Origin of the sequence: Acinetobacter sp. WY4 (assembly GCF_018438165.1) — a bacterium.
In the GTDB taxonomy this organism is placed as follows: Bacteria; Pseudomonadota; Gammaproteobacteria; order Pseudomonadales; family Moraxellaceae; genus Acinetobacter.
This window is the reverse complement of sequence record NZ_CP053947.1, coordinates 1807604-1834582: the sequence shown is the minus strand read 5'-3', so window position 1 is coordinate 1834582 and position 26979 is coordinate 1807604. Positions and strand designations below refer to the sequence as shown.

General features: G+C 44.0%; 18 protein-coding genes and 1 tRNA gene. 12 read left to right on the top strand and 7 right to left on the bottom strand.

Annotated elements, in window-relative coordinates; translation table 11 throughout:
- Positions 1–340: 340 nt before the first annotated feature.
- A complete protein-coding gene (locus G4D73_RS08620) occupies positions 341–3832 on the bottom strand; it encodes a PAS domain-containing hybrid sensor histidine kinase/response regulator (RefSeq protein WP_086044222.1) in 3492 nt (1163 codons plus the stop codon).
- A 183-nt stretch (positions 3833–4015) separates the two neighbouring features.
- Here G4D73_RS08620 and G4D73_RS08615 point away from each other — a divergent pair, with 183 nt between their 5' ends.
- The 4 genes from G4D73_RS08615 (at position 4016) to G4D73_RS08600 (ending at position 9150) form a co-directional block, all read left to right on the top strand.
- Entirely contained in the window at positions 4016–4348 is a 333-nt protein-coding gene (locus tag G4D73_RS08615) for a DUF485 domain-containing protein (RefSeq protein ID WP_004890697.1), read from the top strand.
- Between the two features lies 1 nt (position 4349).
- Positions 4350–6056 carry a cation acetate symporter gene (locus G4D73_RS08610; protein ID WP_213686532.1) on the top strand — a complete coding sequence of 569 codons (1707 nt, stop codon included), beginning with the start codon at positions 4350–4352 and terminating at the stop codon, positions 6054–6056.
- Positions 6057–6290: 234 nt separating this feature from the next.
- Positions 6291–7007 carry an ion channel gene (locus G4D73_RS08605; RefSeq protein WP_213686531.1) on the top strand — a complete coding sequence of 239 codons (717 nt, stop codon included), beginning with the start codon at positions 6291–6293 and terminating at the stop codon, positions 7005–7007.
- Between the two features lie 172 nt (positions 7008–7179).
- On the top strand, positions 7180–9150 hold the full coding sequence (locus G4D73_RS08600) for a BCCT family transporter (protein WP_213686530.1): 1971 nt from the start codon (positions 7180–7182) through the stop codon (positions 9148–9150).
- Between the two features lie 68 nt (positions 9151–9218).
- On the opposite strand, the gene omp33-36 is transcribed toward G4D73_RS08600, so the two are convergent.
- Positions 9219–10112 (bottom strand): porin Omp33-36, encoded by an 894-nt coding sequence (gene omp33-36 / locus G4D73_RS08595; RefSeq protein ID WP_213686529.1) that lies wholly within the window; start codon positions 10110–10112, stop codon positions 9219–9221.
- 1130 nt (positions 10113–11242) lie between these two features.
- On the opposite strand from omp33-36, the gene G4D73_RS08590 reads away from it, so the two are divergent.
- Both G4D73_RS08590 and G4D73_RS08585 read left to right on the top strand, forming a co-directional pair.
- Positions 11243–12949, top strand: a complete 1707-nt coding sequence (locus G4D73_RS08590; protein ID WP_213686528.1) for a sensor domain-containing diguanylate cyclase — start codon at positions 11243–11245, stop codon at positions 12947–12949.
- Between the two features lie 65 nt (positions 12950–13014).
- Positions 13015–14709 carry a P-loop NTPase fold protein gene (locus tag G4D73_RS08585; protein WP_213686527.1) on the top strand — a complete coding sequence of 565 codons (1695 nt, stop codon included), beginning with the start codon at positions 13015–13017 and terminating at the stop codon, positions 14707–14709.
- Positions 14710–14721: 12 nt separating this feature from the next.
- Here G4D73_RS08585 and uvrA read toward each other — a convergent pair whose 3' ends face one another.
- From uvrA to tenA, 3 genes are all read right to left on the bottom strand, one after another.
- Complete coding sequence (gene uvrA / locus G4D73_RS08580; protein ID WP_213686526.1) at positions 14722–17553, bottom strand: excinuclease ABC subunit UvrA; 2832 nt, start codon at positions 17551–17553, stop codon at positions 14722–14724.
- Positions 17554–17734: 181 nt separating this feature from the next.
- Positions 17735–18103 (bottom strand): hypothetical protein, encoded by a 369-nt coding sequence (locus G4D73_RS08575; protein WP_004729209.1) that lies wholly within the window; start codon positions 18101–18103, stop codon positions 17735–17737.
- Between the two features lie 222 nt (positions 18104–18325).
- Entirely contained in the window at positions 18326–18997 is a 672-nt protein-coding gene (gene tenA, locus G4D73_RS08570) for a thiaminase II (protein ID WP_004729210.1), read from the bottom strand.
- 222 nt (positions 18998–19219) lie between these two features.
- Between tenA and G4D73_RS08565 the strand changes: the two genes are divergently transcribed.
- From G4D73_RS08565 to G4D73_RS08540, 6 genes are all read left to right on the top strand, one after another.
- The gene (locus tag G4D73_RS08565; protein WP_180180826.1) at positions 19220–20308 is read left to right on the top strand and encodes a DUF475 domain-containing protein; all 1089 of its coding nucleotides are present in this window, start codon (positions 19220–19222) and stop codon (positions 20306–20308) included.
- Positions 20309–20461: 153 nt separating this feature from the next.
- Complete coding sequence (locus G4D73_RS08560) at positions 20462–21826, top strand: MFS transporter (RefSeq protein ID WP_035340698.1); 1365 nt, start codon at positions 20462–20464, stop codon at positions 21824–21826.
- A gap of 51 nt (positions 21827–21877) precedes the next feature.
- Entirely contained in the window at positions 21878–22465 is a 588-nt protein-coding gene (gene ssb / locus G4D73_RS08555) for a single-stranded DNA-binding protein (RefSeq protein WP_004281391.1), read from the top strand.
- 311 nt (positions 22466–22776) lie between these two features.
- Complete coding sequence (ahpC, locus tag G4D73_RS08550; protein ID WP_005108116.1) at positions 22777–23340, top strand: alkyl hydroperoxide reductase subunit C; 564 nt, start codon at positions 22777–22779, stop codon at positions 23338–23340.
- A gap of 622 nt (positions 23341–23962) precedes the next feature.
- On the top strand, positions 23963–25270 hold the full coding sequence (locus tag G4D73_RS08545; protein ID WP_005250386.1) for an FAD-dependent oxidoreductase: 1308 nt from the start codon (positions 23963–23965) through the stop codon (positions 25268–25270).
- Positions 25271–25273: 3 nt separating this feature from the next.
- Positions 25274–26122 carry an SAM-dependent methyltransferase gene (locus G4D73_RS08540; RefSeq protein ID WP_213686525.1) on the top strand — a complete coding sequence of 283 codons (849 nt, stop codon included), beginning with the start codon at positions 25274–25276 and terminating at the stop codon, positions 26120–26122.
- A 75-nt stretch (positions 26123–26197) separates the two neighbouring features.
- Here the strand turns inward: G4D73_RS08540 and G4D73_RS08535 are convergent.
- Together G4D73_RS08535 and G4D73_RS08530 are read right to left on the bottom strand one after the other, a co-directional pair.
- Positions 26198–26273, bottom strand: a tRNA-Thr gene (locus tag G4D73_RS08535).
- Positions 26274–26477: 204 nt separating this feature from the next.
- Positions 26478–26705, bottom strand: a complete 228-nt coding sequence (locus G4D73_RS08530; protein WP_004647282.1) for a hypothetical protein — start codon at positions 26703–26705, stop codon at positions 26478–26480.
- Positions 26706–26979: the final 274 nt, after the last annotated feature.

Sequence of the window (26979 nt, the reverse complement as noted above, 5' to 3'; positions counted from 1 at the left end):
CGTTTCTTATTCCCCTATTTTTAGAGCCAAGTGCAGGGGATAAAAAATACGACTAAAGTTATAGTAGTGGAAAATTACTCTTTAATTTTTATTAAAAACAATAAGATAATTAATTGTAACTAAGTGTACACATGTACATTAATACATTCGTCAGTTTTTGCCATAGTGAATTAAAAAATGAGCATTTTGGTCAATTTATTCAGCTGTATTTTCGGCATATTTGCTGCTTTTAGCACATTAGAATAAATTTTATGCAAGCTAGGTAAGTTTATGTGGCAGTTGAGTATAAAAAATGCCCATTTCAAGGTGTGAAATGGGCATTGATCAGATCGTTATCTACTTAGGAGTCGGAAATTTTCAGTCCAGATAACCATGAACGTAATGAGGCCGGTTTCAGCGGTTTTTTCAGCAGAACAATGTTTAGCTCTTTTAGACGTTGCGGCAATTCCGGATCGGAATCGGCGGTAATCAACGCGACCGGAATATCCTTCGAACGATGTTCCAGAATGAAATCCAGACCGATCTTGTCCTGATTCAGATGTTGATCCACCAGCCAGACCTGAATATTTTCCTGCTGAATCAGCATGGCTGCTTGTTCAGGTTCAGTGGCTTTAAACACCTGATAACCCCATTTGGTCAATAAGGTCGACATGCCTTCCAGAATGGTTTCATCATTATCCAGACACAGAATCTTAAAGGCTTTGCTCTTTAAAGGTACGGCCTGAACCGGTGCTGCAACAACTTTAGGTGCCTCAATCACAGGCACTTCAATCATAAAGCAGGAGCCTTTGCCCAGCGCAGAAGATACATGCACCGGATAGTCCAGCATGCTGGTCATGCGTTGTACGATCGCCAAACCTAGACCCAGACCCTGTTCACCCCAAGGTGAGGTGTGACCGCAACGTTCAAATTCCTGAAACAGCTTGATGCGCTGTTCTTCGGCAATGCCGGGTCCGGTATCCCAGACACCAATGCGGATATGATTCGGTCTGCTACTCGAACGTAACACACCCACCACCACTTTACCTTTGGCGGTATAACGCAGGGCATTGCTGACAAAGTTCTGGATAATCCGGCGAATCCATTGCGGATCGGTATCAATCCAGAACTGTGCATCATGCACACTGAACTTGATACCACGCTGTGCAGCGATGGATTTGAACTGGAGTTCCAGATCGCTGAGCAGGTCATGCAGCGGATAAGCCTGACGTTTCGGCTGAATGGTCCCGCCTTCCAGTCGGGCAATATCCAGCAGGGCAGACAGCATGCTTTCTGCACCATGCAGGGCACGATCCAGTTGCTGCAAGGTCTTGCGGTCTTCGTCATTTTGCACGCTTTGTTCGAGGGCGGTACTGAACAGACGCGCAGCATGCATTGGTTGCAACAGGTCATGACTGGCGGCGGCAATGAAGCGGCTTTTCGACATATTGGCTTTATCCGCCTGTTCCCGCGCCAGTTGCTGCTCGGACAGGGCATCGGCCAGCTGCTGGGTACGGTCCTGAACCCGGGCTTCAAGTACGGCTTCATTTTCACGGAAAGCGGTAATGTCTGCGAAGGTCGTTACGAAACCGCCGCCTTCGATCGGATTGCCGCGCATCTGAATGACGCGGCCATCTTTACGAATCCGTTCAAATTCATGGGCACTGCCGACCTGCATCCAGTGAATCCGTTTCCGTACATGTTCTTCAACCGAGCCCGGGCCACATTCACCACGTTCAGCGTTATAACGGATCAGGTCTGCGATTGGACAACCGACATAGACAATATCGGTCGGATAATCGAACAGTTTCAGATATTGATTGTTCCATGCGACCAGACACATGTTTTCATCGACTACGCTGACCCCTTGGGTCATGTGATCAATCATGGTCATGATCAGGTTCTGATTAAAGCGTTGCCATTGCGAGGCCTGATCTAGAATATTGGCGACCTGACCCAATGCCAAACCATTATTAACCATAGCTGTGGTCAACAGGGTACGTGCCGAGGCTGCCCCGATAGTCCCCGCCAGATATTGCTCAGTGAAACGCCACCACATGCCATTGGCACTGCTGTTTTCATTCAGTTCAACACTGTTTTGGGTACAAAACTGCTGGAAAGCGCGTGTGGTTGGGCCTTCGCCGGTAATGCGTTTGGCCAGGGTAATCAGGTCACCAACTTTTAAACGGGCGACATCCTGATGCGAATAGCTGACCTCGGTAGAAGGACTCTGCGAGGGTAGTGGCTTGGTTTCATAATAGAAGAAACTTTCGGCCTGAATCTGTTCGGCAATACTCGGACGGAAAATACGGGAAATCCAGATATACAGCAGGGTATTTAAGCCCAGTGCCCAGACTACTCCATGCGTCAGCGGATCAAAAGACTCAAAACCAATCAGGGCTTCCGGTCTTAACCAGTTCCAGCCAAAAGGACCTTGATTCAGCAAGCTTTGGCTAAAGCTGCTATAGGCTTCGGGCAGGCTGCGCAAAATGGTCGGAAACAGCAGGGTATAAGCCCACAAGGCAAAACCGGTCAACAGTCCGGCATAGACACCCTGTTTACTGCCGCCACGCCAGTACAGGCCACCAATTAATGCTGGGGCGAATTGCGCCACCGCACTAAATGCCAACAGACCAAAAACCGACAACTGGTCAATATCATTAAAGAAATTGAAGAACAGGAAGCCCATCAACATCACGCCCAGGATACAGACCCGGCGAGTAAATTTCAGCACCAGCGGCAAGCGTTTGTCATGCCGGGAAATCAGCTTTAAACGCCACAACGCCGGCATGATCAAGTCATTGCTGAGCATGATTGACAGTGCCACAGAAGATACCAGCAGCATCCCGGTAGAGGCAGAAAAACCACCTAAGAAGGCTAATAAAGTGAGCCAGTCTTGGTTATAGCTAAGTGGCAAGGACAGTACCGCCACATCCGGAATGGCCAGATATTGCGGTGCAGCATGTAGCGCCCAGCTGGCAATGGGAATAATCGCCAAGGTAGTCAGAATCAAATAGACCGCAAACCAGCGCCGTGCACCGCGGATATGTTTTTCATCTCGCAGCTCGACCACCGCCACATGGAACTGGCGCGGCAGGCAGATAATCGCCAGTGCCGCGAGTAAGGTCTGAATCCAGAAACTTTGTGGTACGCCAAACAGTTGCACATCATGAAAAGTAGTACTGATATCGCTACTGATCTGTGCCAGATTTTCTGGTGCTTCAAACATAAAGAAACAGGCAACTGCCAGCAGGGCGAAGAGTTTGACAAAAGACTCAAATGCCACGGCTAGCATCAGGCCGCCATGCTGTTCAGTATTGGCAATCTGCCGGGTACCAAACATCATCGCCAGTATTGCCAGAACCCCAGTCAGAAACAGTACGCCATTGGTCGTGCCGGTTACACCTGCGGAAGGTTCCAGAATGACGGCGGCACTTAAGGCAATCGCACGTAACTGCAAGGCCAGATAAGGCACAATCGCTACCACCGCCAGAATGGTTACCAGCGAGGCGAGGGGACCACTTTTACCATAGCGTGCTGCGACAAAGTCAGCGATCGAAGAAATGGCATGATGCTGTCTCACCCGTCCCAGACGACGCCAGATGTCATAGCCGACGGCAACGAAGAGCAGCGGACCCAGATAGATCGGCAGGAAAATAATGCCTTCACGTACCGCAGCACCCGTGGCGCCATAAAAGGTCCAGGAGGAACAGTAGACGCCTAAAGTTAAACTAAACAATAGCATGCGCCCACGGGTACTCAGCCGGCTGGCATGTTTTTCCCCGTAGAAAGCGCAGATAAAGAGTAATGCGATATAGAGGGCGAGTACCCCTATGATGAGCCAACTGTTCATATAGCCTGATGTGTACTGAGCATGCCGCTATGATAACGCATCGTGAACGCTACAGTTTAAATTGATCATTTTTTAACGACCAAAGTCTAAATTACAAGCACCTACGATTATTGTTAACTTGCAACAGTGATAATTCGAATTAAAAAATAGGCAGCCCAAGGTTGGGCTACAGGAGTAGTAATTATGGATGAGGTACAAGTAGATCGTATTCTACAAAATCCAAAATTCAAGGAAATGGTCGCCAAGAAAAGTCGTCTTAGCTGGACGCTTACGGCAATCATGTTATTCGTTTATGTCGGCTTCATGCTTTTGGTCGGCTATAACAAAGAGTTTCTATTGTCTTCACTTTCAGGTGGTGTGACGACTTGGGGTATCCCTCTAGGTCTGGGCATCATTGTTTTGTCGTTTCTCTTGTGTGGTGTGTATTCCTACATTGCCAATAACAAACTGGATCAATTGACCGAAGAAGCAATCCGTGAAGTTGAAGCAATCGCTCATGAAAAAGGACCACGTTAAGATGAAATGGAATTCTCTTATTGCCCTGGCGATCACAACAGTTGCTTCAGGCATCGCAATGGCTGGTCCTGATTTAGGTGCAGCAGAACAGCAGGCGACTAACTGGCCTGCAATTATCATGTTCCTGATTTTCGTCGGAGCAACCCTGTTCATTACCAAATGGGCAGCAAAACAAACCACCAGTACCAAGGATTTTTATACGGCTGGTGGTGGTATTTCCGGTTTCCAGAATGGTCTGGCAATTGCCGGTGACTATATGTCAGCTGCATCGTTCCTGGGTATTTCCGCGATGGTGTTCCTGTCCGGTTTTGATGGCTTGCTTTATTCACTGGGTTTCATGGTGGGCTGGCCGATCGTATTGTTCCTGGTGGCAGAACGTCTGCGTAACCTGGGTAAATACAACCTGTCAGATGTCGTCTCTTTCCGTCTACAGGAAAAACCGGTACGTACCTTGGCTGCTTTAAGCTCGCTGGTTGTGGTCGCGTTCTACCTGATTGCACAGATGGTAGGTGCAGGTCAGCTGATCAAACTTCTATTCGGTCTGAACTATAATATTGCAGTCGTGATCGTTGGCTTGTTGATGATGGCCTACGTGATGTTCGGCGGTATGTTGGCAACCACTTGGGTACAGATCATCAAGGCAGTCATGTTATTGTCTGGTGCAACCTTTATGGCATTCATGGTCATGAAAGGTGTAGGCTTCAGCTTTACCAACATGTTTGAACAGGCGATTGGTGTTTATTCAAAAGTGCATGACTTGAGCCTGACAGATGCTACCAAGATCATGGGTCCGGGTAGTCTGGCGTCTAATCCGATTGATGCGATCTCTTTAGGTCTGGCATTGATGTTTGGTACCGCAGGTCTTCCACATATCCTGATGCGTTTCTTCACGGTAAAAGATGCCAAAGAAGCGCGTAAATCAGTCGTGGTTGCTACAGGTTTTATTGGTTATTTCTACCTGCTCACCTTCATTATTGGTTTCGGTGCGATTCTCTATGTATCGAACAACCCGCAATTCCTTGATGTTGCGAAAATGGCAGTGACTGGCAAGCTGGAGCTGGTGGGTGGTAATAACATGGCGGCGGTGCACCTGTCTGATGCAGTGGGCGGCGACCTGTTCATGGGCTTCATTTCTGCAGTCGCATTTGCCACGATTCTTGCGGTCGTTGCTGGTTTGACCCTATCAGGTGCTTCAGCAATTTCGCATGACTTGTATGCCAACGTTTTGAAGAAAGGCCAAACCACGCCTGAATCTGAACTACGTATGTCTAAAATTGCGACTTTAGGTCTTGCGATCTTCGCGATGATTCTCGGGATTCTGTTCGAGAAACAAAACGTAGCCTTCATGGTCGGTCTGGCATTCTCGGTTGCGGCATGTGCCAACTTCCCGGTACTAGTATTGTCTATGTTCTGGAAAGGTTTGACGACACGTGGTGCAGTTATTGGTGGTGTTGCCGGTCTGGTAACCGCAGTAACCTTGATTGTGCTGTCTAAAGCAGTATGGGTCGATACTTTGGGTATTTCTGATACGCCAGTGAACCCGTTCAATGGTCCTGCAATCTTCGCGATGCCATTGTCATTCTTGTGCTGCTGGTTGTTCTCTGTGACGGATAATTCGGCACAGGCTCAGGCAGAACGCAAAGCCTTTGATGCCCAGTTTGTACGTTCACAAACCGGTATTGGTATCTCAGGCGCATCGGATCACTAAGATCTGCGCTACGCTAAAAAAAGCCCCGTCAGGGGCTTTTTTTATGGAGATATCATCAAGTTTTTTCTTTAGTATAAACACCGTATTGAATTGAGCTGGCTGGATTTGTGCAGTGTTATTTCAGTAATTTTCATACAAATCGCATATCTGCAAGTTGCTTTGAGCATGCTATGTTAAAAGCGGCTAACCATAACAATGTGTTCCCTACATGAAGATAGTGACAAGAAGAGCATTATGAAGCAATCTCTGCAGCAGTTCTGGAACAGCTTTACCCATCTGCCTTCGGCATGGCTGTTGTGCCTGCAATTGCTGATCCTGATCTTGTCGGTATTGAGTTATGAAAGCGTGTCTTATCGGGCGGGAACCTGGGTGCTGGGTGTTCTGGTTTTGCTGGTGATTGCCAGAGTCATTCGCCAGACTCCAATGTTTACCATTTTAGGACTTAGCTTTGTCGCCGGTGCGATTTTCTTTTCCTCTCTGATTGTGCTGGGACTGCGTTATACCTGGATCCATGTCACCGCCAACCTGTTTGAAGCTGGTGCTTATTTCAGTGCAGCTTATGGCCTTTTGCGTTATATGTTCCATGACCGTTATCTGACCAAGGATGAACTGTTTGCCGCTGGGGCGGTATTTACCTTGCTGGCCTGGGGCTTTGCCTTCCTCTACAGTATTTGCCAGCTGCTGGTGCCGCACAGCTTTTCGGACCCCGATCTGCAAGCCTATCAACCCTGGCTGGATCTGATTTTTCTCAGTTTCAGTGTACAGTCTGCAACAGGACTGTCCGATATAATGCCGGTCAGTCCGGTCGCACGGATGCTGGCCATTATCCAGATGTTTGTCGGGGTGATGTATCTGGCACTGATTGTATCCCGCTTAATTGCCTTGCAATATATCGCACGTCTACCGCATAAAAAGAACGTGAAAAATAGAAAAAAACCGCCTGAGCAATGAAGCTCATCCTTTTATTGTATTTGTTACAGTAACTTAACGGCTTTATTTTGTGTCACATCCTAAAATAGCAGGAGATCTAGCTCCCATAGACTGAATCTGTCTGATCATTTTGACCTTACCAATAATTATTTGACGCTGTTTGTCGATCCAATTTCTAAAAAATGGAGGATGTATGCCTTCCACAAAACCATCCTGGTTTGCCAATATCAATCCAAATGTTTTTATCAGTACTGTCGCCATTATTGCGATATTTTTAGCGTTGGTCGTATTTGCACCCGATGCTTTTTCAGTTTTTACCCAGCAACTGAACCAGTGGATTACCACGTCCTTTAGCTGGTTCTATGTATTGTCGGTGGCGATATTTATCATCCTTCTGGCTTATATTGCCCTGTCGGATATGGGCAAAATCAAACTGGGGCCCGAGCATAGTCAACCGAAATATAGCAGTGCCTCCTGGTTTGCGATGTTATTCACCGCAGGCATGGGGATTGGCCTGATGTTCTTTGGTGTGGCCGAACCGGTGATGCATTATGTTACGCCACCTGCCGGTGAACCGGAAACTGTACTGGCTGCACAACAATCTATGCGGGTCACCTTTTTCCACTGGGGCTTACATGCCTGGGCCATTTATACGCTGGTTGGCCTATCGCTAGCTTATTTTGCTTACCGGCATCAATTGCCTTTAAAAATTCGTTCGGCCTTATATCCGCTGATTGGTCAAAAGATCTATGGTCCGATTGGAGATGGCGTAGATACCTTTGCCACTATTGGTACGGTATTTGGTGTGGCCACCACACTGGGTTTTGGGGTCACACAGATCAATTCAGGCTTGAATTACCTGTTTGGTGTTGAACAGGCACCTAGCACTCAGGTGATTCTGATCATTGTCGTGAGTACCATGGCAGCGACTTCCGTATTTTTTGGATTAGATAAAGGAATTAAACGTTTATCTGAACTAAATTTGGTGCTTGCACTGCTGTTGCTGATCTTTGTCTTTGTGGCAGGTCCGAGTATTTATCTGTTACAGACGACTATTCAGAATGCCGGCCAGTATGTCTCTAATCTGTTTAGCATGACCTTTAATCTGTATGCCTATCAGCCAAGTGGCTGGATTGGCGGCTGGACCATCATGTACTGGGCCTGGTGGATTTCCTGGTCGCCATTTGTCGGGATGTTCATTGCCCGGGTCTCGGAAGGGCGCAGTATTCGTGAATTTATCGTGGGTGTATTGCTGATTCCGACCGGATTTACCCTGATCTGGATGGGTTTTATGGGCAATGCCGCGCTGTATAGCATTATGCATGAAGCCAATACCAGCTTGCTAGAAGCAGTTCAGCGTGATTCATCAGTGGCCCTATTTGAGTTTCTGAACAATCTGCCTTTCAGCTCAGTGACCAGCATCATTGCAACTTTACTGGTCATGCTGTTCTTTGTGACTTCTGCCGATTCAGGGGCATTGGTGACTGATTATCTGACAGCGAAAAGTGATAATTCACCGACTTGGCAGCGTCTGTTCTGGACCGTACTCATGGCTTTACTGGCTATCATCCTATTACTGGCGGGTGGCTTAGAGGCTTTGCAATCGGCCACGATCATGAGTGCTTTGCCATTTACATTCATTATGCTGCTGATGTGCTGGGGATTAATCAAAGCCCTACATCTGGATGTCACCAAAATGCATGCGCTGCAAGCCGCACGGATTACCCCGCGTGCAATCCAGAATCCACGCAGCTGGCAACAGCGCTTAGGCCTGATTATGCATTATCCGCACACTCAGGAAGATGTGCAGCAGTATATTCACCATACAGTGAATAAGGCATTTCTCAGCTTTCAAAGTGAATTGAAACGGCGTCGCTTACAGGTGGCGATTAGCCCCTTAGAAGACGGTATACAGCTCCGTGTTGATCATCAGGATGAAATTAATTTTATTTATCAGGTCCATGCCACCCAGACTTTAAGTCCAAGCTTTATGTCTGAACTGGAGAATGCGGGCGTAGATTCCTATCAGGCAGAAGTCTTTTTAAGAGAAGGCGGGCAGGGCTATGATGTGATGGAATGGACCCAAGAAGATCTATTGCAGGACATCATTGACCAATATGAACGTCATTTGCACTTCTTAAGTCTGGTACGTACGCCTGAGTAAACGGAGTCATAAAACAATAAAAAAGGACGCAATATGCGTCCTTTTTTGATTCAGCATCTAATCAGAAATTAGAAACGGAATTTGGCATTTACGCCGATCGTTTGAGTATCACTAACTTGAGAATTTTGCGCAAGATTTGCTTCGTAGTTAGCATTTACATAAGTTGCGCCAACTGCAACAGCAGGAGTGATGAAGTAGTTTACGTTCGCGCCCCAAGCTTTGTCTGGAGAACCAGCAAAGCTAGATTCCATATAAGATGCGCCAACGCTTAACTGTGGGTTAAGGAAAAGAGTTGTACCTAAGTTGTAGGCAGTATCTTCACCATAAACCAGGCCACTTTCAAAACCAATTGACATGTTAGTACCGTCAATCGCGCCTACATATTTAGTGCGGGCAGTGATTGCGTCTTGGTCTTCATTGATTGTGCCAGATTCAAGAGCAGCTTTAGCAACACCGTTGTTAAACATGTTGAAAGCATCATAAGAAGTTTGGTCAGCAACGCTGGTATAACCCACAGCAACCAAGAAGTTAGGGATTAGTAATGCACCTAGTTCTAATGCATAACGGTCACCATTGCCGTCTACGTCGCCCGCTTTGTTATCCGCGATGGTATGGCTATAAGAAGCGCTTGCATAAGCAGGAACAACGTTAGTCGGGATATACGCTTCACCTTTTACACCGAAAGTATGGTGCACAGTGCGATCACCAAATTCTTGTCCGTCTTCGCCGTATGTATAAGCAGCAGAAACATTAGATGCTTGGTTTAAAAAAGCAGCTTCAGCTAAAGGACCTTTAGAAGCATCAACATTGTTGAAGTAGTAAGTACCTTGAACTGCACCAGTGAAGTCTTGTTCATTTGCAGTGTTGTCGATGAACTCTGATTGACCTTGAACTTCAAATTGATATGCTTGAGCACCGGTCATGGCTAATAATAAAGCAGTGGCTAAACCGAGTTTTTTCATGATATTTACCGTTTTGTTACAAGATGTGTACAACTTTTGAACATATTGTATTGTAACAATTTATTAAGTCAATCCAATTCGAAATCGCTATTTTTTTAAGCTAAATCATTGTATTAATTTTGTGTAAAATTCAAGTATTAGACTCCGAAGCTATTTTATATAAAAACTCTTGTATAACAAAAATCTAGACTTTAAATATAGAATCGGGACTAAAGATTAAGGAGAAATTATGTTGTTATTTTAATCAATTAATACGATTAATTATAATATATTTATCTATTAAAACAATTAATAATAGGTGAGTTAATTCATAAATGTGTCAAGAAGTGCAAAATGTCTGGCGCATCAGGTCTTTGATTGGATTGCTTGATTTTAAAGCATCATCAGCTTGGATCTTAGAATAGGTGTTTGTTTTTTGAGCTAAATGGGCATGTTTTATAATCTTGACTGAAGCAATCGACTTTACATTGTTAGGAGAATTTTACATAATATGAAAATCAAGTTAGAGTTCACACTTTCATAGTGATTTAGCCTGATTCTCCACAATTTTTTGTTTTATCGCCCAGCTTTCCCCAAGGTTGGGCTTTTTTTTGTCCAGCATTTTTTATTTCGGATCATTCCGTTTCTGAAAAACCTTTAATTAAAAAAGATGATAAGAAGAAATATTATAATAATTTTAAGCACCAAAATAGTGCATATTAAAAAGTAAAAATGTAGGTCTAAAATTCAATAGCTAAAAAAAACCCCAATTTTCATAGAAAATCGGGGTTTTTTCGCCAAAATTTGCGGGTAAACTAAAATATCTGCTGAGGAATAATTTAACTCGCCCTAATGCGGTGCATTATGCACTTATTTGTTGCATGTGTAAATAGTGTGGAAAGCAAGTTTTTATATTTTTTAGCTGCTTAAATTCCCTTGTTTTTGTAAGACTTTATAGGGAATTGTGGTCATGAAACCCTGCATTAACATTTCAAATAAACCACCTTAAGTATCTGAAAAATAATAGCTGATAAAAATTCATTAAAAACATAAGTGAAGTAAGACTAAAGGCTTTAAGACCATCCTGTTTTATTTGTATAATAATCAATCTATTTAGCTTTGCTTGTAATATTGGGGCGTAATACAACAGCATGAATACCTTACGCTCTGAGTGGATCAGTAAACGTTTGTACTGGTCGATGTCGATTATTATTTTATGTTTACTTTGCATCTGTATTCCCTTAATTGTGAGTAGCAGTCAAAGTTATTTAAAATCCAGACAAACCTATCAACAATTGAATGCATTACAGCAGGTCGCTGATCTGGCAAATAAAATTTCGCGTGAGCGTGCGCCTGCCAATAAGGCCATGTCGAGTTCGGTGCAGGAATTTGCCCAGCATCAGCAAGAGTTAATCAGCTACCGTCGACAGGTGGATCAGCAGCTCTACCAGACGGCTGATGTCTTGAGGGAGGTCGGTTTTAACAACCTGAGTCAGCAACTTTCACAGCTTGAAATCAGCCTGAAAAAAGGACGTGCACAGGTTGATGCCTATACCCGGATGCCGCGTCAGCAACGCAGTGCGCAAGAACTTGATCAGGCAATTCTGGCCATGTTTGCTGCCTGGGAAAGTTGCCGTGAACTTTTGCGTGACGTGGCAGTGGCTTCAGATAGCTCATCGACCCCTCTGAATAACTATATTAGCCAGATTCTATTTTTATCTGATTTACGTGATCAGGCCGGTCGTGTGGCCTCGTCTATCATGGCGCATGTGACTTTTGAAGCTCCGCTTCCCACTGAAAATATTACCCGCTCTTTACAGACCCAACATCAGGTGCGTTATTTGTGGGCCTTGATTGATACCATTCAACCTGTTAAAGATAAGACTGAGGAATTCATCCGTTTACATCGGCGGGTAGAAACCGAGTTTATTCAGCAAGGCTTACCGATTGTGAGTGAGCTGATCAGTGACAGTCTGGAGCAACGTGACTACCGTTTGAGCGGAACAGAGCTGACTGAAGCGATCGTAGATAAATTTGCGACTGTGGTAGACCTGCAAACTTACCTGCTGCAATATAGCAGAGATGCCGCTATTCAAGAGATGAACAGCAATATGCAGCGTTTGATCTGGAGCGTGTTGGTATCGCTGATTTCATTACTCACCGCGATTTCCACCATGGTCTTTGCACGCAAACAGGTATTTTTGCCACTGATTCAGGCACGCCGCATGTTGTTGAGTTTGTCTAAAAACTCGGGTCGTCAGAAAGTTGATATGCGGTTGCGTGAAGTGAATCATTCGGATTCCTTATTCGCTGCCATTCAGAAATTGCAACAGATGTTGCAAGAACGTGATGCGCTGGAATTCCGTTTAAAGAATATTGCCCATTCCGATTCTTTGACCGGGCTGGCCAACCGTTTTGCGCTGGGAGAATATATCCGTTTTATGGAAAATCAGCCGGGTCAATTGAGCCAAACCTGTTTGATGATTATTGATATTGATCATTTTAAACAGGTGAATGATCAATATGGGCATATTATTGGCGATCAGGTGATTCAACTGGTGGCCGAGCGTTTACAGGCCAATGTCCGTGCTACAGATTTGCTGGTGCGTTATGGGGGCGATGAATTTCTGGTACTGATTGAAAATATCCAGATGCAGCAGGCACTGATTGTGGCCGATAAAATCCGCGCTGAAGTGGCTGAGCGCCATATTGTGACTGCAGCAGGAGACGAGATTCAGGTTTCGGTCAGTATCGGGGTTGCCATTGGTGCCGTCTCCTGGATGGCTTTATTGTCAAATGCAGATGATGCTTTGTTTGCCGCAAAGGCCAAAGGACGCAATGCAGTGGCAGAAGTTTAAATTCTTAGCCCAGTACTTTTTAATTTAAATTTAAGTCAATTTATTACTTTTAGATGCTAATAAAGATGAAACCAGAACAAAGATTAGAGCAAATATTTAGAGAAAATGATAATAAAGGTATGGCTATCGCTATTACTGGATCTTGGGGAGTAGGTAAAACTTTCTTTTGGAATGAGTTTAAAGAAAATTATCAACTTAAAAAGAAATATGTGTATGTTTCTTTATTTGGGTTGGAGTCCTTAAGTGACTTAAAAACTCATATCTATAGTCATATTGAAAATAATAGCTCTGCCATTGAAATTCCTCGATGGATAAGAGGGCTACCATCTATTTTAAAAGATACAAAAATATCTCAGTTTGGTATCAGCTCTTCAGCAAAAATATTTGATAGTTTAATGTTTAATCAAGTGAAAGATGCCATTATCTGCTTTGATGATTTTGAACGTATGTCGAATAAACTTGATATTAAAGATGTAATGGGTCTAGCGAACCAATTGAAATTGGAACGTAATTGCCAAGTAGTTTTGATTTTAGATGAGTCAAAAACTGAGAATGAAAATAAGAAAAAATATGCTGAGTACAAAGAAAAACTGGTTGATGCAGAAATCAAAATAACTACTGTTGAACCTTTGCTTCGTGAAAATACACAAGATATAGATGTACCATTAATTGATTTAATGGTCGAATTCGCAGAAAAATTAGAAATACATAATTTTCGATTTTTCCAGAAAGTTATTAAATTGTATGGAAAATTCATAGAGCAACTACCAAGAGAAGTTGCATATTCAACAAAAGAAATTATTTTAATACGGATTTTACAAGGTAATTTTATAGAAGATTTTGGTAAAAAAAATGATTTAACATGGGAAGATTTTTCTACAGACAATGCTGTTGATCTGATGGAGATTAATGAAAATAGTAAACAAAATAATGAGAAGTTGATAATATTGAAAAAATTACAAAATTTATCTTATTTGTTTATATTTGATCATGATCGATGGCTAATAGAATTCAGGAAATGGTTTGATCAAAAACGAGCGCCAGACTTTCAAGAATTGAATGCATTAGCTAATTCGGATTTAATTTCTGAGAAAAGTAATTTAATTAGAAAAGATCTTGGTAGATTAATGGATCAATGGCGTAATTTACAAGTTGATCCAAGCTATTGTGAAGAATTATATAAAAAATCAAAAGAGTCTTTAAGCTTTAATAGTTTAGAGAATTTATATTTTCATTGTTTTCTATTGAAGAAATTTGGGAGAAATGATCTTTCTAAAAAATTAAAAAGAGAAATTTTAAATTTTCTTATTCAAGAGTTGCCAAAAAATTATGAAAAGATTTGGGATGAGGCAACAACATTAGGTTATAAAAAAGATAATTTATTTCATTGGTATATAAAACATTGGAAAGAGCGAAACCCATGGATTGGCTTACCTTCATTATTGGATATATTAAAAGTTTATATTGTAGATAGAGGTGTAAAGAGCAAAGCAAAATTAGTATTGCAGGCAGCTTCTCCAAGAGATTGGGAGGATTTTATTTTTACTCATTCAACAGATGATCTAGAGCTAAGACTCTTAACGAAAGGGGATTTAATGACAAGAATATTGAAGCAAAATATAGATTCAACTTTAACTCCGATAATAAAGAAAAATATTGAATCAATTTTAATAAATAGGCTTAATGCGAGCACAGATCAAGCGAATAAGAAAAATATAGAGTTTGTAATTGAAAACTTTAAAAAAGAAGGGCTCTTATGAGCCCTTTCTAAATCACTTCAACAACGGCTTCAAGAATTTCCCGGTATGTGAAGCTTTGACTTTCACGACCTGTTCAGGCGTACCTTCCGCGACAATCATACCGCCACCCGAACCACCTTCAGGGCCTAAGTCCACGACCCAGTCGGCAGTTTTAATCACGTCTAGGTTATGCTCAATCACCACGATGGTATTGCCCTTGTCACGGAGCTGATGCAAGATATCCAGCAGTTTGGCAATATCATGAAAATGCAGACCTGTGGTCGGTTCATCCAGAATATACAGGGTTTGACCGGTATCACGTTTGGCCAGCTCACGCGCCAGTTTGACACGCTGCGCTTCACCACCAGAAAGAGTGGTCGCAGACTGACCCAGACGGATATAACCCAGACCCACCTGATGCAATGTTTCCAGACGACGGTGAATCACCGGAATCGCATCAAAGAAATGCATCGCATCTTCAACAGTCATCTGCAAGACATCGGAAATATTCTTGCCCTTATAGTTCACTTCCAGCGTTTCACGGTTATAGCGTTTGCCATGACAGGCATCACATGGCACATACATATCCGGCAGGAAGTGCATCGCCACCTTGATCATGCCGTCACCTTCACAGGCTTCACAGCGGCCACCTTTCACGTTAAACGAGAAACGACCGGCGGCATAACCGCGTGCCTTGGCTTCCTGCGTCTGTGAAAAAAGTTCACGAATCGGGGTAAATAGGCCAGTATAAGTTGCCGGATTGGAACGTGGGGTACGGCCAATCGGACTCTGGTCAATATCCACGACTTTGTCGAGGAACTGCAAACCATCAATCGATTCAAACTTTTCCGAAGTTAAAGTGGTGGCACCATTGAGTTGGGTCGCCGCCAAAGGTAACAAAGTCCGGTTAATCAAGGTCGATTTACCCGAACCGGACACCCCGGTAACACAGGTCATAATACCTAGAGGAATAGTCAGATCGACTTTTTTCAGGTTATGCCCGGATGCTCCCATCAGCTTGATCTGTTCTTCAGGCTTGGGCGGTTGAATCCGTTTTTTCGGGACTTCAATTTTTAATTTTCCGGATAAATATTTTCCGGTCAGCGAGTCCGGATTGGCCAGAATTTCATCATAAGTCCCTTCGGCAATCACATGCCCGCCATGTACACCGGCACCCGGACCGATATCAATAATATGGTCAGCGGCACGAATCGCATCTTCATCATGCTCGACCACCAAGACGGTATTGCCTAGGTCACGCAGACGGATCAAGGTCTGTAACAGACGGTCGTTATCACGCTGATGCAGACCAATTGATGGCTCATCCAGCACATACATGACGCCCATCAAACCGGCACCGATCTGTGAGGCCAGACGAATTCGCTGTGCTTCACCACCAGACAAAGTTTCGGCAGAACGGGACAGGCTGAGATAATTCAGGCCGACCGAAACCAGAAAGTGCAGACGTTCACGGATTTCCTTGAAAATCTTGTCCGCGATTTCACCCCGCGCACCTTCCAGATGAATGCCCTGATAATAGCTTTCAGCATCGCCGATCGACATGCGGGTAATGTCAGCAATAGTCTTGTCCAGAATTTTCACATTACGCGAAATTTCATTTAGACGTGAACCATCACAGGCATCACAGGCAGCATTGGATAAATACTGCGCCAGATCATCACGCACATAATTGCTTTCAGTTTCACGATAACGGCGTTCCAGATGCGGCAAGATTCCTTCAAACGGAATCACCCGATTATGGCGACGGCCACGCTCATCGATATAACTTAGATCAATTTTTTCTTTGCCGGTGCCATACAGAAATTTTTTCTTGGTATCGGCCTCCAGTTCATTCCATGGCGTTTCCAGAGAAAAACCGAAATGCTCGGCGACTTTCTGGATCATGCTGTAATAATATGGACGCTGACGATCCCAGCCACGAATGGCCCCTTGGCTAACGCTGACTTCAGGATTGGGAATCAGTTTGTCGGCACTGAAATGGCTACGGGTTCCCAAACCATCACAGACCGGACAAGCGCCAAAGGGATTGTTGAACGAAAATAAACGCGGTTCCAGTTCAGCCACAGCGCGGTCACATTGCGGGCAGGAATGCTTGGCAGAAAACACGCGATCGTTATGCTCGCCCTTCATCCAGGACAAAATGGCGATATCGCCACCAAGACGCAGCGCGGTTTCAAAACTTTCTGCAATACGGTTGCCCAGATCATCACGTACTTTAAAGCGGTCAACTACGACTTCAATGGTATGTTTTTTCTTTTTGTCCAGTTCTGGTGGTGGATCAATTTCCATGATCTCGCCATCCACACGGGCACGGACGAAACCCTGGCTTTGTAGCTGTTCAAACAGTGCCGTATATTCGCCCTTACGTTCGCGCACGACTGGTGCTAACAATAACAGTGCAGTGCCTTCTTCTAATGCTTTGACTGCATCGACCATTTCAGTAACCGTTTGTGCCACCATCGGCAGATCATGTTCAGGACAGAACGGTGTACCGACACGCGCATACAGCAGGCGTAAATAGTCATAAATTTCGGTAATGGTACCCACGGTCGAACGCGGGTTATGACTGGTAGATTTCTGTTCGATGGCAATCGCTGGACTCAAGCCTTCAATAGAATCCACTTCCGGTTTTTCCATCTGGGAGAGGAACTGGCGGGCATAGGCAGACAGCGATTCCACATAACGGCGCTGACCTTCGGCATATAAGGTATCAAAGGCAAGCGAGGACTTTCCTGAACCAGACAGTCCCGTAATCACCACAAACTTGTCGCGTGGTATATCAAGGTTCACATTTTTCAGGTTATGGGTACGTGCGCCTCGAATACGGATGTGGCTTTGGCTCATGCAAGGATCCTAGAATATTCATCAAAAACCCTTATATGATACCGGATGAAAAATGTTCAAGTGCAAATAAAAGTATTTTAAACGTCAAGTTATGTCGGTGATTGGTCAATTCATCACAACATTAACAAACGCAGTAGTCGATTGCCTAAATATTCACAATGATCATGTACAAGGCCAATACCTAATAAGCCATTGCATAATGGCGTTCAAAGATAGACTCGATCTCTTCAAAGCAGCGTTCACGTGACACATCATGATGCAGACGTGCATAAAAATTGACTTCATTTTCCAGAATGTGCAGAAAGTCCTCATAGTCTTTTTGGAAAAAATCCAGGTCGAGCAAATCGTTACGTCGCGCCTGATGACAGCGATACTTTTCAATAAATTTCAGCAGATGTTTCTGGATATGCGTGTTGGTATGGTAAATCAGATAAGTCGCTGCCGAGCTACAATCTGGACAGCCTTGTTCCAAATAGATTTCTTCATTATTGAGCCAGCAACATTGCAGGGTAAAAAATGCCCGAATCGCTTCGGTGCCTAAAGTGTGCATATCATCTGCCTCTTTCCGGGATTGATTTTATTAATTGATAATTATTCTCAATTATTGTTCGGCAATTTGGGGCTTATAGCTAGGTCTAGCGTACCGGCCAGTTCTATCCTTGTTTTTTTCAGACTAAGCCGTTTTTATGATCGGTTTATGACAGTAGAAATTTTTTGATCAGCTATAACCAAAAAGCCCTATCTTAAACAGGGCTTTTTTTATTCGTCCGTCTTATTCATCCAGACCAGGCCACTGGCGTTGCTCAAAGGCACTGTCCCAGAACAACCATTCCAGACGGGCCGCATGCGTATAAGCTGCATGCATTTTTTCTAGTGTATCGGCATCAACACGCGCCGCAACACGGTCAACGGTCGCAATCACATTCCGCACCGCAGTGTGGAATTCTTCTCCTGAATAGGTATCCACCCAAGCCTGATACGGATTATTCGGCGCAGAGTTGTCGACAATATCTTTACCAACTTCGGCATAAATCCAGAAACAAGGCAGCAACGAGGCTAGCACCACCGGGTAGCTTTCTGACCAGGCGGTCGAAGTCAGATAAGAAGTATAGTGATGACATGCCAGCGTCAACGGTGTCTGCTCAAATTGCTCTTTGCTAATGCCAAAATCTTGCATAAAGCCATCATGCAGGCTACGTTCCACCACAATCGCAATTTTGGCTGCCTCGGCAAACTGGATTACATCGTCCGCTTCAAAAGCTTTGGCGGCACACACGGCCAGTGCACGGCCATAGGCCAGTAAATAATGCGCATCCTGAATCACATAATGACTAAAGGCTTCACGGCTTAAAGTACCTTGCGCCAGTTGCTGATTAAAGGGCAGGGCCAGGGTCTTCTGATAAAGTCCGAGATTACGTTGCCATACCTCTTGTGAAAAACTCATGCTGAAAATCCTTCGCAGTTCAAGTTAAACCATGCGGCACTATAGCAAAGATCGGGCTGTTTAAAAGATCGGCAAATTTTAAAAACAGAAAATAAGATAAAACAGCTCAGGAAGTGCTTTGGTTTATGCGCTAAAAGTTTCATAATTAGCTTAACTTTTCCTATTCGTATAGCTGCTCTCTCGCAGCCATACATTTATTTAATTTATCCAAGGTCGTTGTGTATGTTGAAACATTTTGGTTTCTCGATTGCATTTTCGATCGTGTGTCTTGGTTTGTCTGCGTATTGGGGTTATACCCATGGTCCTGACGCAGGCCTGCAAACCATGCTCACAGCGCTGACCATTACCGCTATTCTGGCGATTATGGAAGTGTCGTTGTCCTTTGATAACGCGGTTGTCAATGCCTCAGTCCTACGGGGTTGGGATCATTTCTGGAAAATGCTGTTCCTGACAGTCGGTATTCTGATTGCAGTTTTCGGGATGCGTTTGATCTTCCCAGTGGTCATTGTTGCAGTGACTGCAGACCTGGGCTTTATGGAAGTGGTACGTCTGGCCCTGAATGATCCGAAAGAATATTCAGCACGTTTAATGGCACATCATCCTGAAATTGCGGCATTTGGTGGTGCCTTCCTGTTGATGGTATTCCTGAATTTCTTCCTGGATGAAGAAAAGGATACCCACTGGTTCAGACGCGTAGAACGCCGTTTATCTAACCTGGCCAGTGTTCCGGCGATGTCGGTCTTTATTGCACTGGTGGCCTTGTTAATCATGGCAGCCAATGTCGATGAAGCCAAACGTCTGGCAGTGACTATGGCCGGGATCTGGGGCATCGTGATTTATATCGGGGTGCAGGTTCTGAGCCATATGCTCGGTGGTGAACCGGAAGTCGATGAAGAAGGCAATGCCATTCGTCATGATGAAAATGGCGTACCGACGGGTGTAGTCAAAGCCGGTATTGGTGGTTTCCTCTATCTAGAAGTCCTGGATGCCTCTTTCAGTTTTGATGGCGTGATCGGTGCCTTTGCGATTACCTCAGACGTGGTCATCATCATGCTGGGTCTGGCAATTGGTGCGATCTTTGTCCGTTCAATGACGATTTATCTGGTTGAGCAGGGCACATTGGATGCCTATATCTACCTGGAACATGGTGCGCATTATGCCATCGGTGCACTGGCTTTCATTATGATTGCCAGCGGAACCGGTCTGCATGTACCAGAAGTGGTGACCGGTCTGATCGGTGTGGCTTTTATTGTCTGGGCAGTATTCGCCTCGATTCAGTACAAGAAACGTCAGGCGGCTTTAGACAAATAAAGCGCTGTCCCTGAATGAAAAGCGTAGCTCCGGCTGCGCTTTTTTGTTTTTAGATCGGCATCATCTTTATTTCAAATAAAATTCATATCTTATTAATGAGCTGAATGTCCTATAATCTGGGCTCCAGATTAATTAACCCAATCGCCATAATTTATGATGAATGCTTTAGAACGTCGTTCAACCTTTGCCCTGAGCAGTATTTTTGCACTGCGCATGCTGGGGTTGTTTATGATTATCCCGGTGTTTTCTGTGGCAGGGCAGGCATATCAATATGCGACGCCTGCACTGATCGGTTTGGCGGTCGGGGTCTATGGTCTGACCCAGGCACTGTTACAGATTCCATTCAGCCTGATTGCGGATCGTTACAGCCGTAAGCCACTGGTGGTTTTAGGGCTGCTATTATTTGCGCTGGGCGGTGCAATTGCGGCCATGTCGGACACCATTTATGGCGTGATTATCGGCCGTGCAATCGCTGGTGGTGGTGCGGTATCCGCTGTGGTGATGGCACTGCTGGCAGACGTTACCCGTGAAGAAAACCGCATGAAAGCCATGGCCATGATGGGCATGAGTATCGGCCTGTCTTTTGTGGTGGCTTTTAGTTTGGGGCCTTGGCTAACGGGTCTGGTGGGCATCTCGGGATTATTCTGGGTGACTACGGTGATGGGCCTGGCGGCGATTGCCATGCTGCTGATGGTGCCGAAAGTCACGCGGCATCATAAAAACTTTCAGCAAGGTTATCTGGCTCAGCTGAAACAGGTGATCAAAATCGGGGATCTGAATCGTCTGCATGTGTCGGTCTTTACCCTGCATTTATTGCTCACTGCGATGTTTATCTATGTACCTTCGCAGCTGATCGAATTTGCTGATCTGCCACTTTCTAGCCATGGCTGGGTATATTTGCCGCTGTTGGTACTGAGCCTGTTTTTTGCTTTTCCAAGTATTATCCTGGCAGAAAAATATCACAAAATGCGCGCGATTTTTCTGGTAGCCATTACTGGCATTATTCTGGGTCTAATGGTGATGGCATTTGGTTTTGAATCCAAATATGTCTTGCTGATTGGTTTAGGGTTGTTCTTCATTGCCTTTAATGTGATGGAAGCCCTGTTGCCGTCTTGGTTGTCGAAAGCGGCACCGATCCAGTCCAAAGCGACGGCAATGGGCGTAAATGCCAGCAGCCAGTTTTTAGGGGCTTTCTTTGGCGGTATGATTGGCGGACAATTGCTGCTGCTAAACAATACCTCGATGGGCTGGAGTATCCTGACAGGAATCGCGATCATCTGGCTGCTGATGAGTTTTGGCCTGGCTCAGCCACGCTATCTGTCATCGCTGGTACTGCGATTGCCGGAAAGCAGACAAACTGACGAATGGACTTCTCAGCTTTTGGCGATTCGTGGTATTGAAGAGGTCGTGGTGATGTCTGAACAGCAAGTTGCCTATGTAAAAGTCGATAAACAGCAGATTGATGATGCTTCGCGACAACAATTAACGCACTTGTTAGGTAAAGAGGTAGCCATTTAAGCATAACTCTTATAAAGTAAAATACAGAAATATATAGGAAGTAAACGGCAAATGCGTGGTGTAAATAAAGTTATTTTAGTGGGTACTTTGGGTAAAGATCCGGAAACCAAAACTTTTGCAAATGGTGGCTCTCTCACTCAATTCTCGATCGCAACCAGCGATTCGTGGACAGATAAAAGTACCGGTGAACGTAAAGAACAAACGGAATGGCACCGTATCGTGTTGCATAACCGTTTAGGTGAAATTGCGCAGCAATATCTTCGTAAAGGCTCAAAAGTATATATTGAAGGTTCATTACGTACCCGTCAGTGGACTGACCAGAATGGTCAGGAACGCTATACGACAGAAATCCGTGGTGAGCAAATGCAGATGCTAGACTCTAGCCGTCCTCAAAACGATCAGGGCGAGAGCAGCTTTAACCAGCCACGCTTTAATAACAATAATCAGGCGAACAACAACCAAGGCGGTTATGGCAATAACCCGCAATCGGGTTATGGTTCAGCGCCACAGCAAGGCGGTTTTAACAACAATCAGGGCGGCGGTTATGGCAACAATAACCCGAGTGGTTTTGCGCCGAAATCTGCACCTGCTCCAACAGCAGCGCCTGCAGCAGATCTAGATGATGACTTACCATTTTGATCTATTAGAACGGTAAATCATCATTAAAACCCACCTGAATGCGGTGGGTTTTTTATGTCTTGAAGATTGGTATTGAGTTTGCATAAAGCCCGACTTATTAGAAGAATCATAAGTGTTAAAGCATTATCTTGCTTTTGATCAGCACAACTCTGCATCGAGAAAATAAATGAGATTAACAATACTAATAGAAATTAATGATCTAAAAAAGCGATCATTTTTATAAAAACTTGCGGTTTTACCTATTTTGAAATTTTTCGTATTCTAGCTTCACAAGATAAGCAATCCCAGAAATAAGCCAGAGGAAATATCTCATGAGTTTAATCAATACTGAAATCAAATCATTCAATGCAACTGCTTACCACAATGGTCAGTTCATCGAAGTTTCTGAGCAAGACCTGAAAGGAAAATGGTCAGTGGTGTTTTTCTATCCTGCAGATTTCACCTTTGTTTGTCCAACTGAATTAGGCGATCTTGCTGATCAGTATGCTGAATTCCAGAAAATGGGTGTAGAAATCTATGGCGTGTCTACCGATACTCATTTCACCCATAAAGCTTGGCATGATACCTCTGACGTGATTGGTAAAATCCAGTATCCATTGATTGGTGATCCAACCTGGACTTTGTCTAAAAACTTCGAAGTATTGATTGAAGCTGAAGGTCTGGCAGATCGTGGTACTTTCGTGATTGATCCAGAAGGTAAAATCCAGATCATTGAAATCAACGCGGGTGGTATTGGCCGTGATGCACAAGAGCTTCTTCGTAAAGTGAAAGCTGCACAATATGTACATGCGCACCCAGGTGAAGTTTGTCCAGCAAAATGGAAAGAAGGCGAGGCTACACTAGCGCCGTCAATCGAACTGGTGGGTAAAATCTAATTCAAACCTAGTTCTTTGAAGCAAAAAATCCAGCATAAGTTGCTGGATTTTTTTATTTTTTTAGTTTAGAGATTTATGAATTCTAGACAAAAAAATCATGCCATTTGATTTCTATTTGAGAACAACATGAGGATTGAGGAATTGCACTCTATGCTTTTTAAGCGGCTTATGAGAGGCAATAAAGTAAGCTCAATACCATGCTGCATGATCAACCAGGCCTGAAAACAAAGAAGCCTCTGCTTTCGCAGAGGCTTTTATTTTATAAGGCGCTGTAGTTTCTTGTCGTTTTAAACAATTTTCGCATAAACGCATCTGAATGGAACCGGATGAATTTATGGTTTTCTTATGCTGCGAATCATAGGTATTTTAAAAGTTTTTGTCAACCAAGGATTATAAAAATGGTTAATTAAATTATTTGTTTTTAAAGTAATTTTTTTATCTTTTAAATAAAAATATAAATAAAATACTATATTTGATGGAATTTTAACTGCTGCAAAAAAATGAATAAAAAGCAGGTGAAATTGAACAAAAAGGCCTTTACGAAAAATATATATTCTGGAAGATTTTAATAACCTGTTTGATTGGCGCATGGTACATAATTTCTGTAGTTTTTCAATGACGGATGATCAGTTTGGATATCGCAGTAATTGGTAGTGGCATGGCCGGACTGGCTACAGCCAGAATTCTCCAGGACGCAGGGCATCACATCACGATTTTTGAAGCACTTCCAGGTCGCGGCATGGACAGTCATAGCCTTGAATTTGAAGGGGGCCTGATTGACGCACCTTTACGTGTGATGAACCCCTATCTGTGGAAAAACACCCTGAGTCTAGCCACACATCTGGGCATTAAAACTTATCCGGTGCGGACCTATATGGCCTGCAGCTGGTTATTTGAAGATAAAACTGAAACCTGGCTGACCACATCGCGTAGCCGAATTGGCAATATCCCGATCATCAATAACCGGAAAGGCCTGCAACAATATGGCTGGCGTCTGGTCAAAGGCCTGTTGCAGTTAAAAGTTGCATTGACCAAATTCTTTAAATCGAAAAATCAGGACATCAGCCTGGCAGAATTTATCAATCGTAACGAGATTGAAGAAGTGTTCTGGCACGGTGCGGTGATGCCGGTGCTATATACCATCTGTACCTGCAATCCGAAAACCATTGGTGAATGGCCAGCTAAACCGTTGTTAATTTTTCTGCGTCAATTAACCGATGGCGATGCGTTACTGCGTCTGCAAGGCGGTACACCAGCGTTGGTCGATAAGCTGATTGAAGGCATTCAAATTGAAGACGGTTCAGCAATTACACTGGTACAAGAGCAGGGCGATCAGGTCAAAGTTGAAAATGCGGCCGGTTATTCAAAACTGTTTGACCGGGTGATTGTCGCGACACCGACCACCAAAATTGAGGAGTTCCTGGATCCGGTACAATTCGCCAGTGAAATTGAATTATTGAAGAAATTCAAATTCGAACAAGGCGAACTGGTGATTCATACCGATGCCAGCGTAATGCCGCCAAAACGTAAAGACTGGGCCGTACTCAGCTATATGATGGACCGTAAATTTACTCGTCAGCAATTTACCGTGTGGCTTAACTCGATTGAACCTTCTTTGGTTGGCAAGTCGGCCGTGTTTCAGACCTGGCGTCCGGTAACCGACATTGATCCGAAGAAAGTGATCAAATCGGTAATGCTGACACGTGCAGTCGTCGATGCTAATACGGTGGCACTGAATAAGGAATTGCAGCAACGTCATCTGGATGCCAACCGTAAGGTCTTCTTCTGCGGTTCATGGTCATGTGACGGTTTGCCGATTCTGGAATCGGCAGTGACCTCAGCGATGAAGATTGCAGAAATCTTTGGTGCGCCTTTACCATTTCAGGGTTTAAAACCTGTGGTTGAGGTTGCTCCGCAACTGGGTTATTAATCCATGCAATGGCTTCAGGCACTGCGTCAGCATCTTCCCCAGCACAAGTATGCAATTGATGCCGCTGTGTTGGGCGATCACGCGCAATTGCCCTGGAGCAATTTAGGGTATTGGCAAGCCGGTCAGCAGGATTATGCGGCTGCCTGTCGTATGCTGGCCGATCACCTTGCGCAAACTGTAAATTTAAATTCAAAAGATAAACTGCTGGATTTGGGCTGCGGTCAGGGCGCCAGCTTGCTGCACTGGCAGCAACATTATCAGGTGCAATATCTGGCCGGGGTTGAGCTGCAGGCTGCCTGTGTGGCTAATATTCAGCAACATTTGCCAGAACTGAATGCCATTTATCAGGCGTCATTTTTGCGTTTAAAAGAATTGCTGTTTTCCCAGCGTTTTGATGTGGTGCTATGCCTAGATGTGGCTTATCACAGCCCTGTGCCTGTATTCTTGGAGCAGGTCCGCAGTGTTTTAAATTCAAATGCGCGGATTGGTTTTCATCATCTGGTTTTGTCCGAGCGTTGGGAAAATTTAAATGCATTACAACGGCGTAAATATCAGTTTTTATTGAAATCTGCTGATGTGAATTTAAAAGATTTAATGACAGTGGGTGCATTATATGCCTTTCTGGATCGATTTGAATTTAAAAATATTCAGATTCAGGATCTGTCCGAGCCGGTATTTTCCGGCTTTGCGGATTACGTGCAAAAAACTTTGAATTCAAAAGCATCAGATGATCAGGCTCAAGGTTCAAAACTGGATCATTTTAAAATTCAGATGACAGCGAAACTATGCCGAAAATTATATCAGGAAGGGATTGTGAGATATGTGCAAGTGACGGCACAATCGAAGCACTAGAAAGTGCAAGAAGACTCAGCTCAAAATACTAAAACCCAGAAACATCAAAGCCTCACTAAAAGCGAGGCTAAGATATGGTGCCGGCACACGGATTCGAACTGTGGACCTACTGATTACAAGTCAGTTGCTCTACCAACTGAGCTATGCCGGCATGGTGGAGTGCATTTTACAGATTTTTTTGGGTCACGCAAGCCAAAAAATAACCGTTTAAACTGTTTCGGCAGGATTTGTTTATTTTGACCGAATGGATGAAAAGTTCTGTTTTTGATTATGTGCAAAGAAATGGCCCATATGTGCAGATATGGGCGAGGGTGAAAGCACAGGATTGGTTCTGGATATGAGTCGGTTATAAGGTTTATCTGTTTTTCAGGATGCGATCTAATTCTTGTGCACATTCCTCTAAAGTAAAGGCCATATCAAACTGCATTTGAGGTTTGAGTTCTTGAGCGAGGCTTCTCCACTGTTCGATGAGTCTCAAGGCTTTTTGAATTTTATGTTTATTGATGTCCTTGGCAATAGTTGGGGTATAACCGCCACGTTTTGCATTTTTAATCTGTTTGGCATAGTTTGCGCTGTTATTCATGTTCGCTCTCCGAATAGCAGTGTATCTATTTTTTAACTTCAAATTTGAATGGCTCGGTTCACTTGGTTATTTCTTTCTATCCTGTGGTTTTTATTCTCCTTTTAGTTGATTTATAAGCAACATAACATAGCTTTGATGACAATAAAATTAAGCTATTTCTGTGCCAGTTTTTTGTTTGAACACATAAATAAAAACCTGAAATGAATGGCGTACAGAAACTGCACAATTCATCAGTTTTTTGGCTGATGAAAAATGAAGATTTTTAAAAATAGAA

What these genes read in the sequence shown, in the direction of transcription:
- G4D73_RS08590 (WP_213686528.1), top strand. Translation starts at nt 11,243, where the DNA reads ATGAATACCTTACGCTCTGAGTGGATCAGTAAACGTTTGTACTGGTCG.
- ssb (WP_004281391.1), top strand. Translation starts at nt 21,878, where the DNA reads ATGCGTGGTGTAAATAAAGTTATTTTAGTGGGTACTTTGGGTAAAGAT.
- uvrA (WP_213686526.1), bottom strand. Translation starts at nt 17,553, where the DNA reads ATGAGCCAAAGCCACATCCGTATTCGAGGCGCACGTACCCATAACCTG.
- G4D73_RS08575 (WP_004729209.1), bottom strand. Translation starts at nt 18,103, where the DNA reads ATGCACACTTTAGGCACCGAAGCGATTCGGGCATTTTTTACCCTGCAA.
- G4D73_RS08620 (WP_086044222.1), bottom strand. Translation starts at nt 3,832, where the DNA reads ATGAACAGTTGGCTCATCATAGGGGTACTCGCCCTCTATATCGCATTA.
- G4D73_RS08605 (WP_213686531.1), top strand. Translation starts at nt 6,291, where the DNA reads ATGAAGCAATCTCTGCAGCAGTTCTGGAACAGCTTTACCCATCTGCCT.
- tenA (WP_004729210.1), bottom strand. Translation starts at nt 18,997, where the DNA reads ATGAGTTTTTCACAAGAGGTATGGCAACGTAATCTCGGACTTTATCAG.
- G4D73_RS08565 (WP_180180826.1), top strand. Translation starts at nt 19,220, where the DNA reads ATGTTGAAACATTTTGGTTTCTCGATTGCATTTTCGATCGTGTGTCTT.
- G4D73_RS08600 (WP_213686530.1), top strand. Translation starts at nt 7,180, where the DNA reads ATGCCTTCCACAAAACCATCCTGGTTTGCCAATATCAATCCAAATGTT.
- ahpC (WP_005108116.1), top strand. Translation starts at nt 22,777, where the DNA reads ATGAGTTTAATCAATACTGAAATCAAATCATTCAATGCAACTGCTTAC.
- G4D73_RS08615 (WP_004890697.1), top strand. Translation starts at nt 4,016, where the DNA reads ATGGATGAGGTACAAGTAGATCGTATTCTACAAAATCCAAAATTCAAG.
- G4D73_RS08610 (WP_213686532.1), top strand. Translation starts at nt 4,350, where the DNA reads ATGAAATGGAATTCTCTTATTGCCCTGGCGATCACAACAGTTGCTTCA.
- omp33-36 (WP_213686529.1), bottom strand. Translation starts at nt 10,112, where the DNA reads ATGAAAAAACTCGGTTTAGCCACTGCTTTATTATTAGCCATGACCGGT.
- G4D73_RS08540 (WP_213686525.1), top strand. Translation starts at nt 25,274, where the DNA reads ATGCAATGGCTTCAGGCACTGCGTCAGCATCTTCCCCAGCACAAGTAT.
- G4D73_RS08530 (WP_004647282.1), bottom strand. Translation starts at nt 26,705, where the DNA reads ATGAATAACAGCGCAAACTATGCCAAACAGATTAAAAATGCAAAACGT.
- G4D73_RS08560 (WP_035340698.1), top strand. Translation starts at nt 20,462, where the DNA reads ATGATGAATGCTTTAGAACGTCGTTCAACCTTTGCCCTGAGCAGTATT.
- G4D73_RS08545 (WP_005250386.1), top strand. Translation starts at nt 23,963, where the DNA reads ATGATCAGTTTGGATATCGCAGTAATTGGTAGTGGCATGGCCGGACTG.
- G4D73_RS08585 (WP_213686527.1), top strand. Translation starts at nt 13,015, where the DNA reads ATGAAACCAGAACAAAGATTAGAGCAAATATTTAGAGAAAATGATAAT.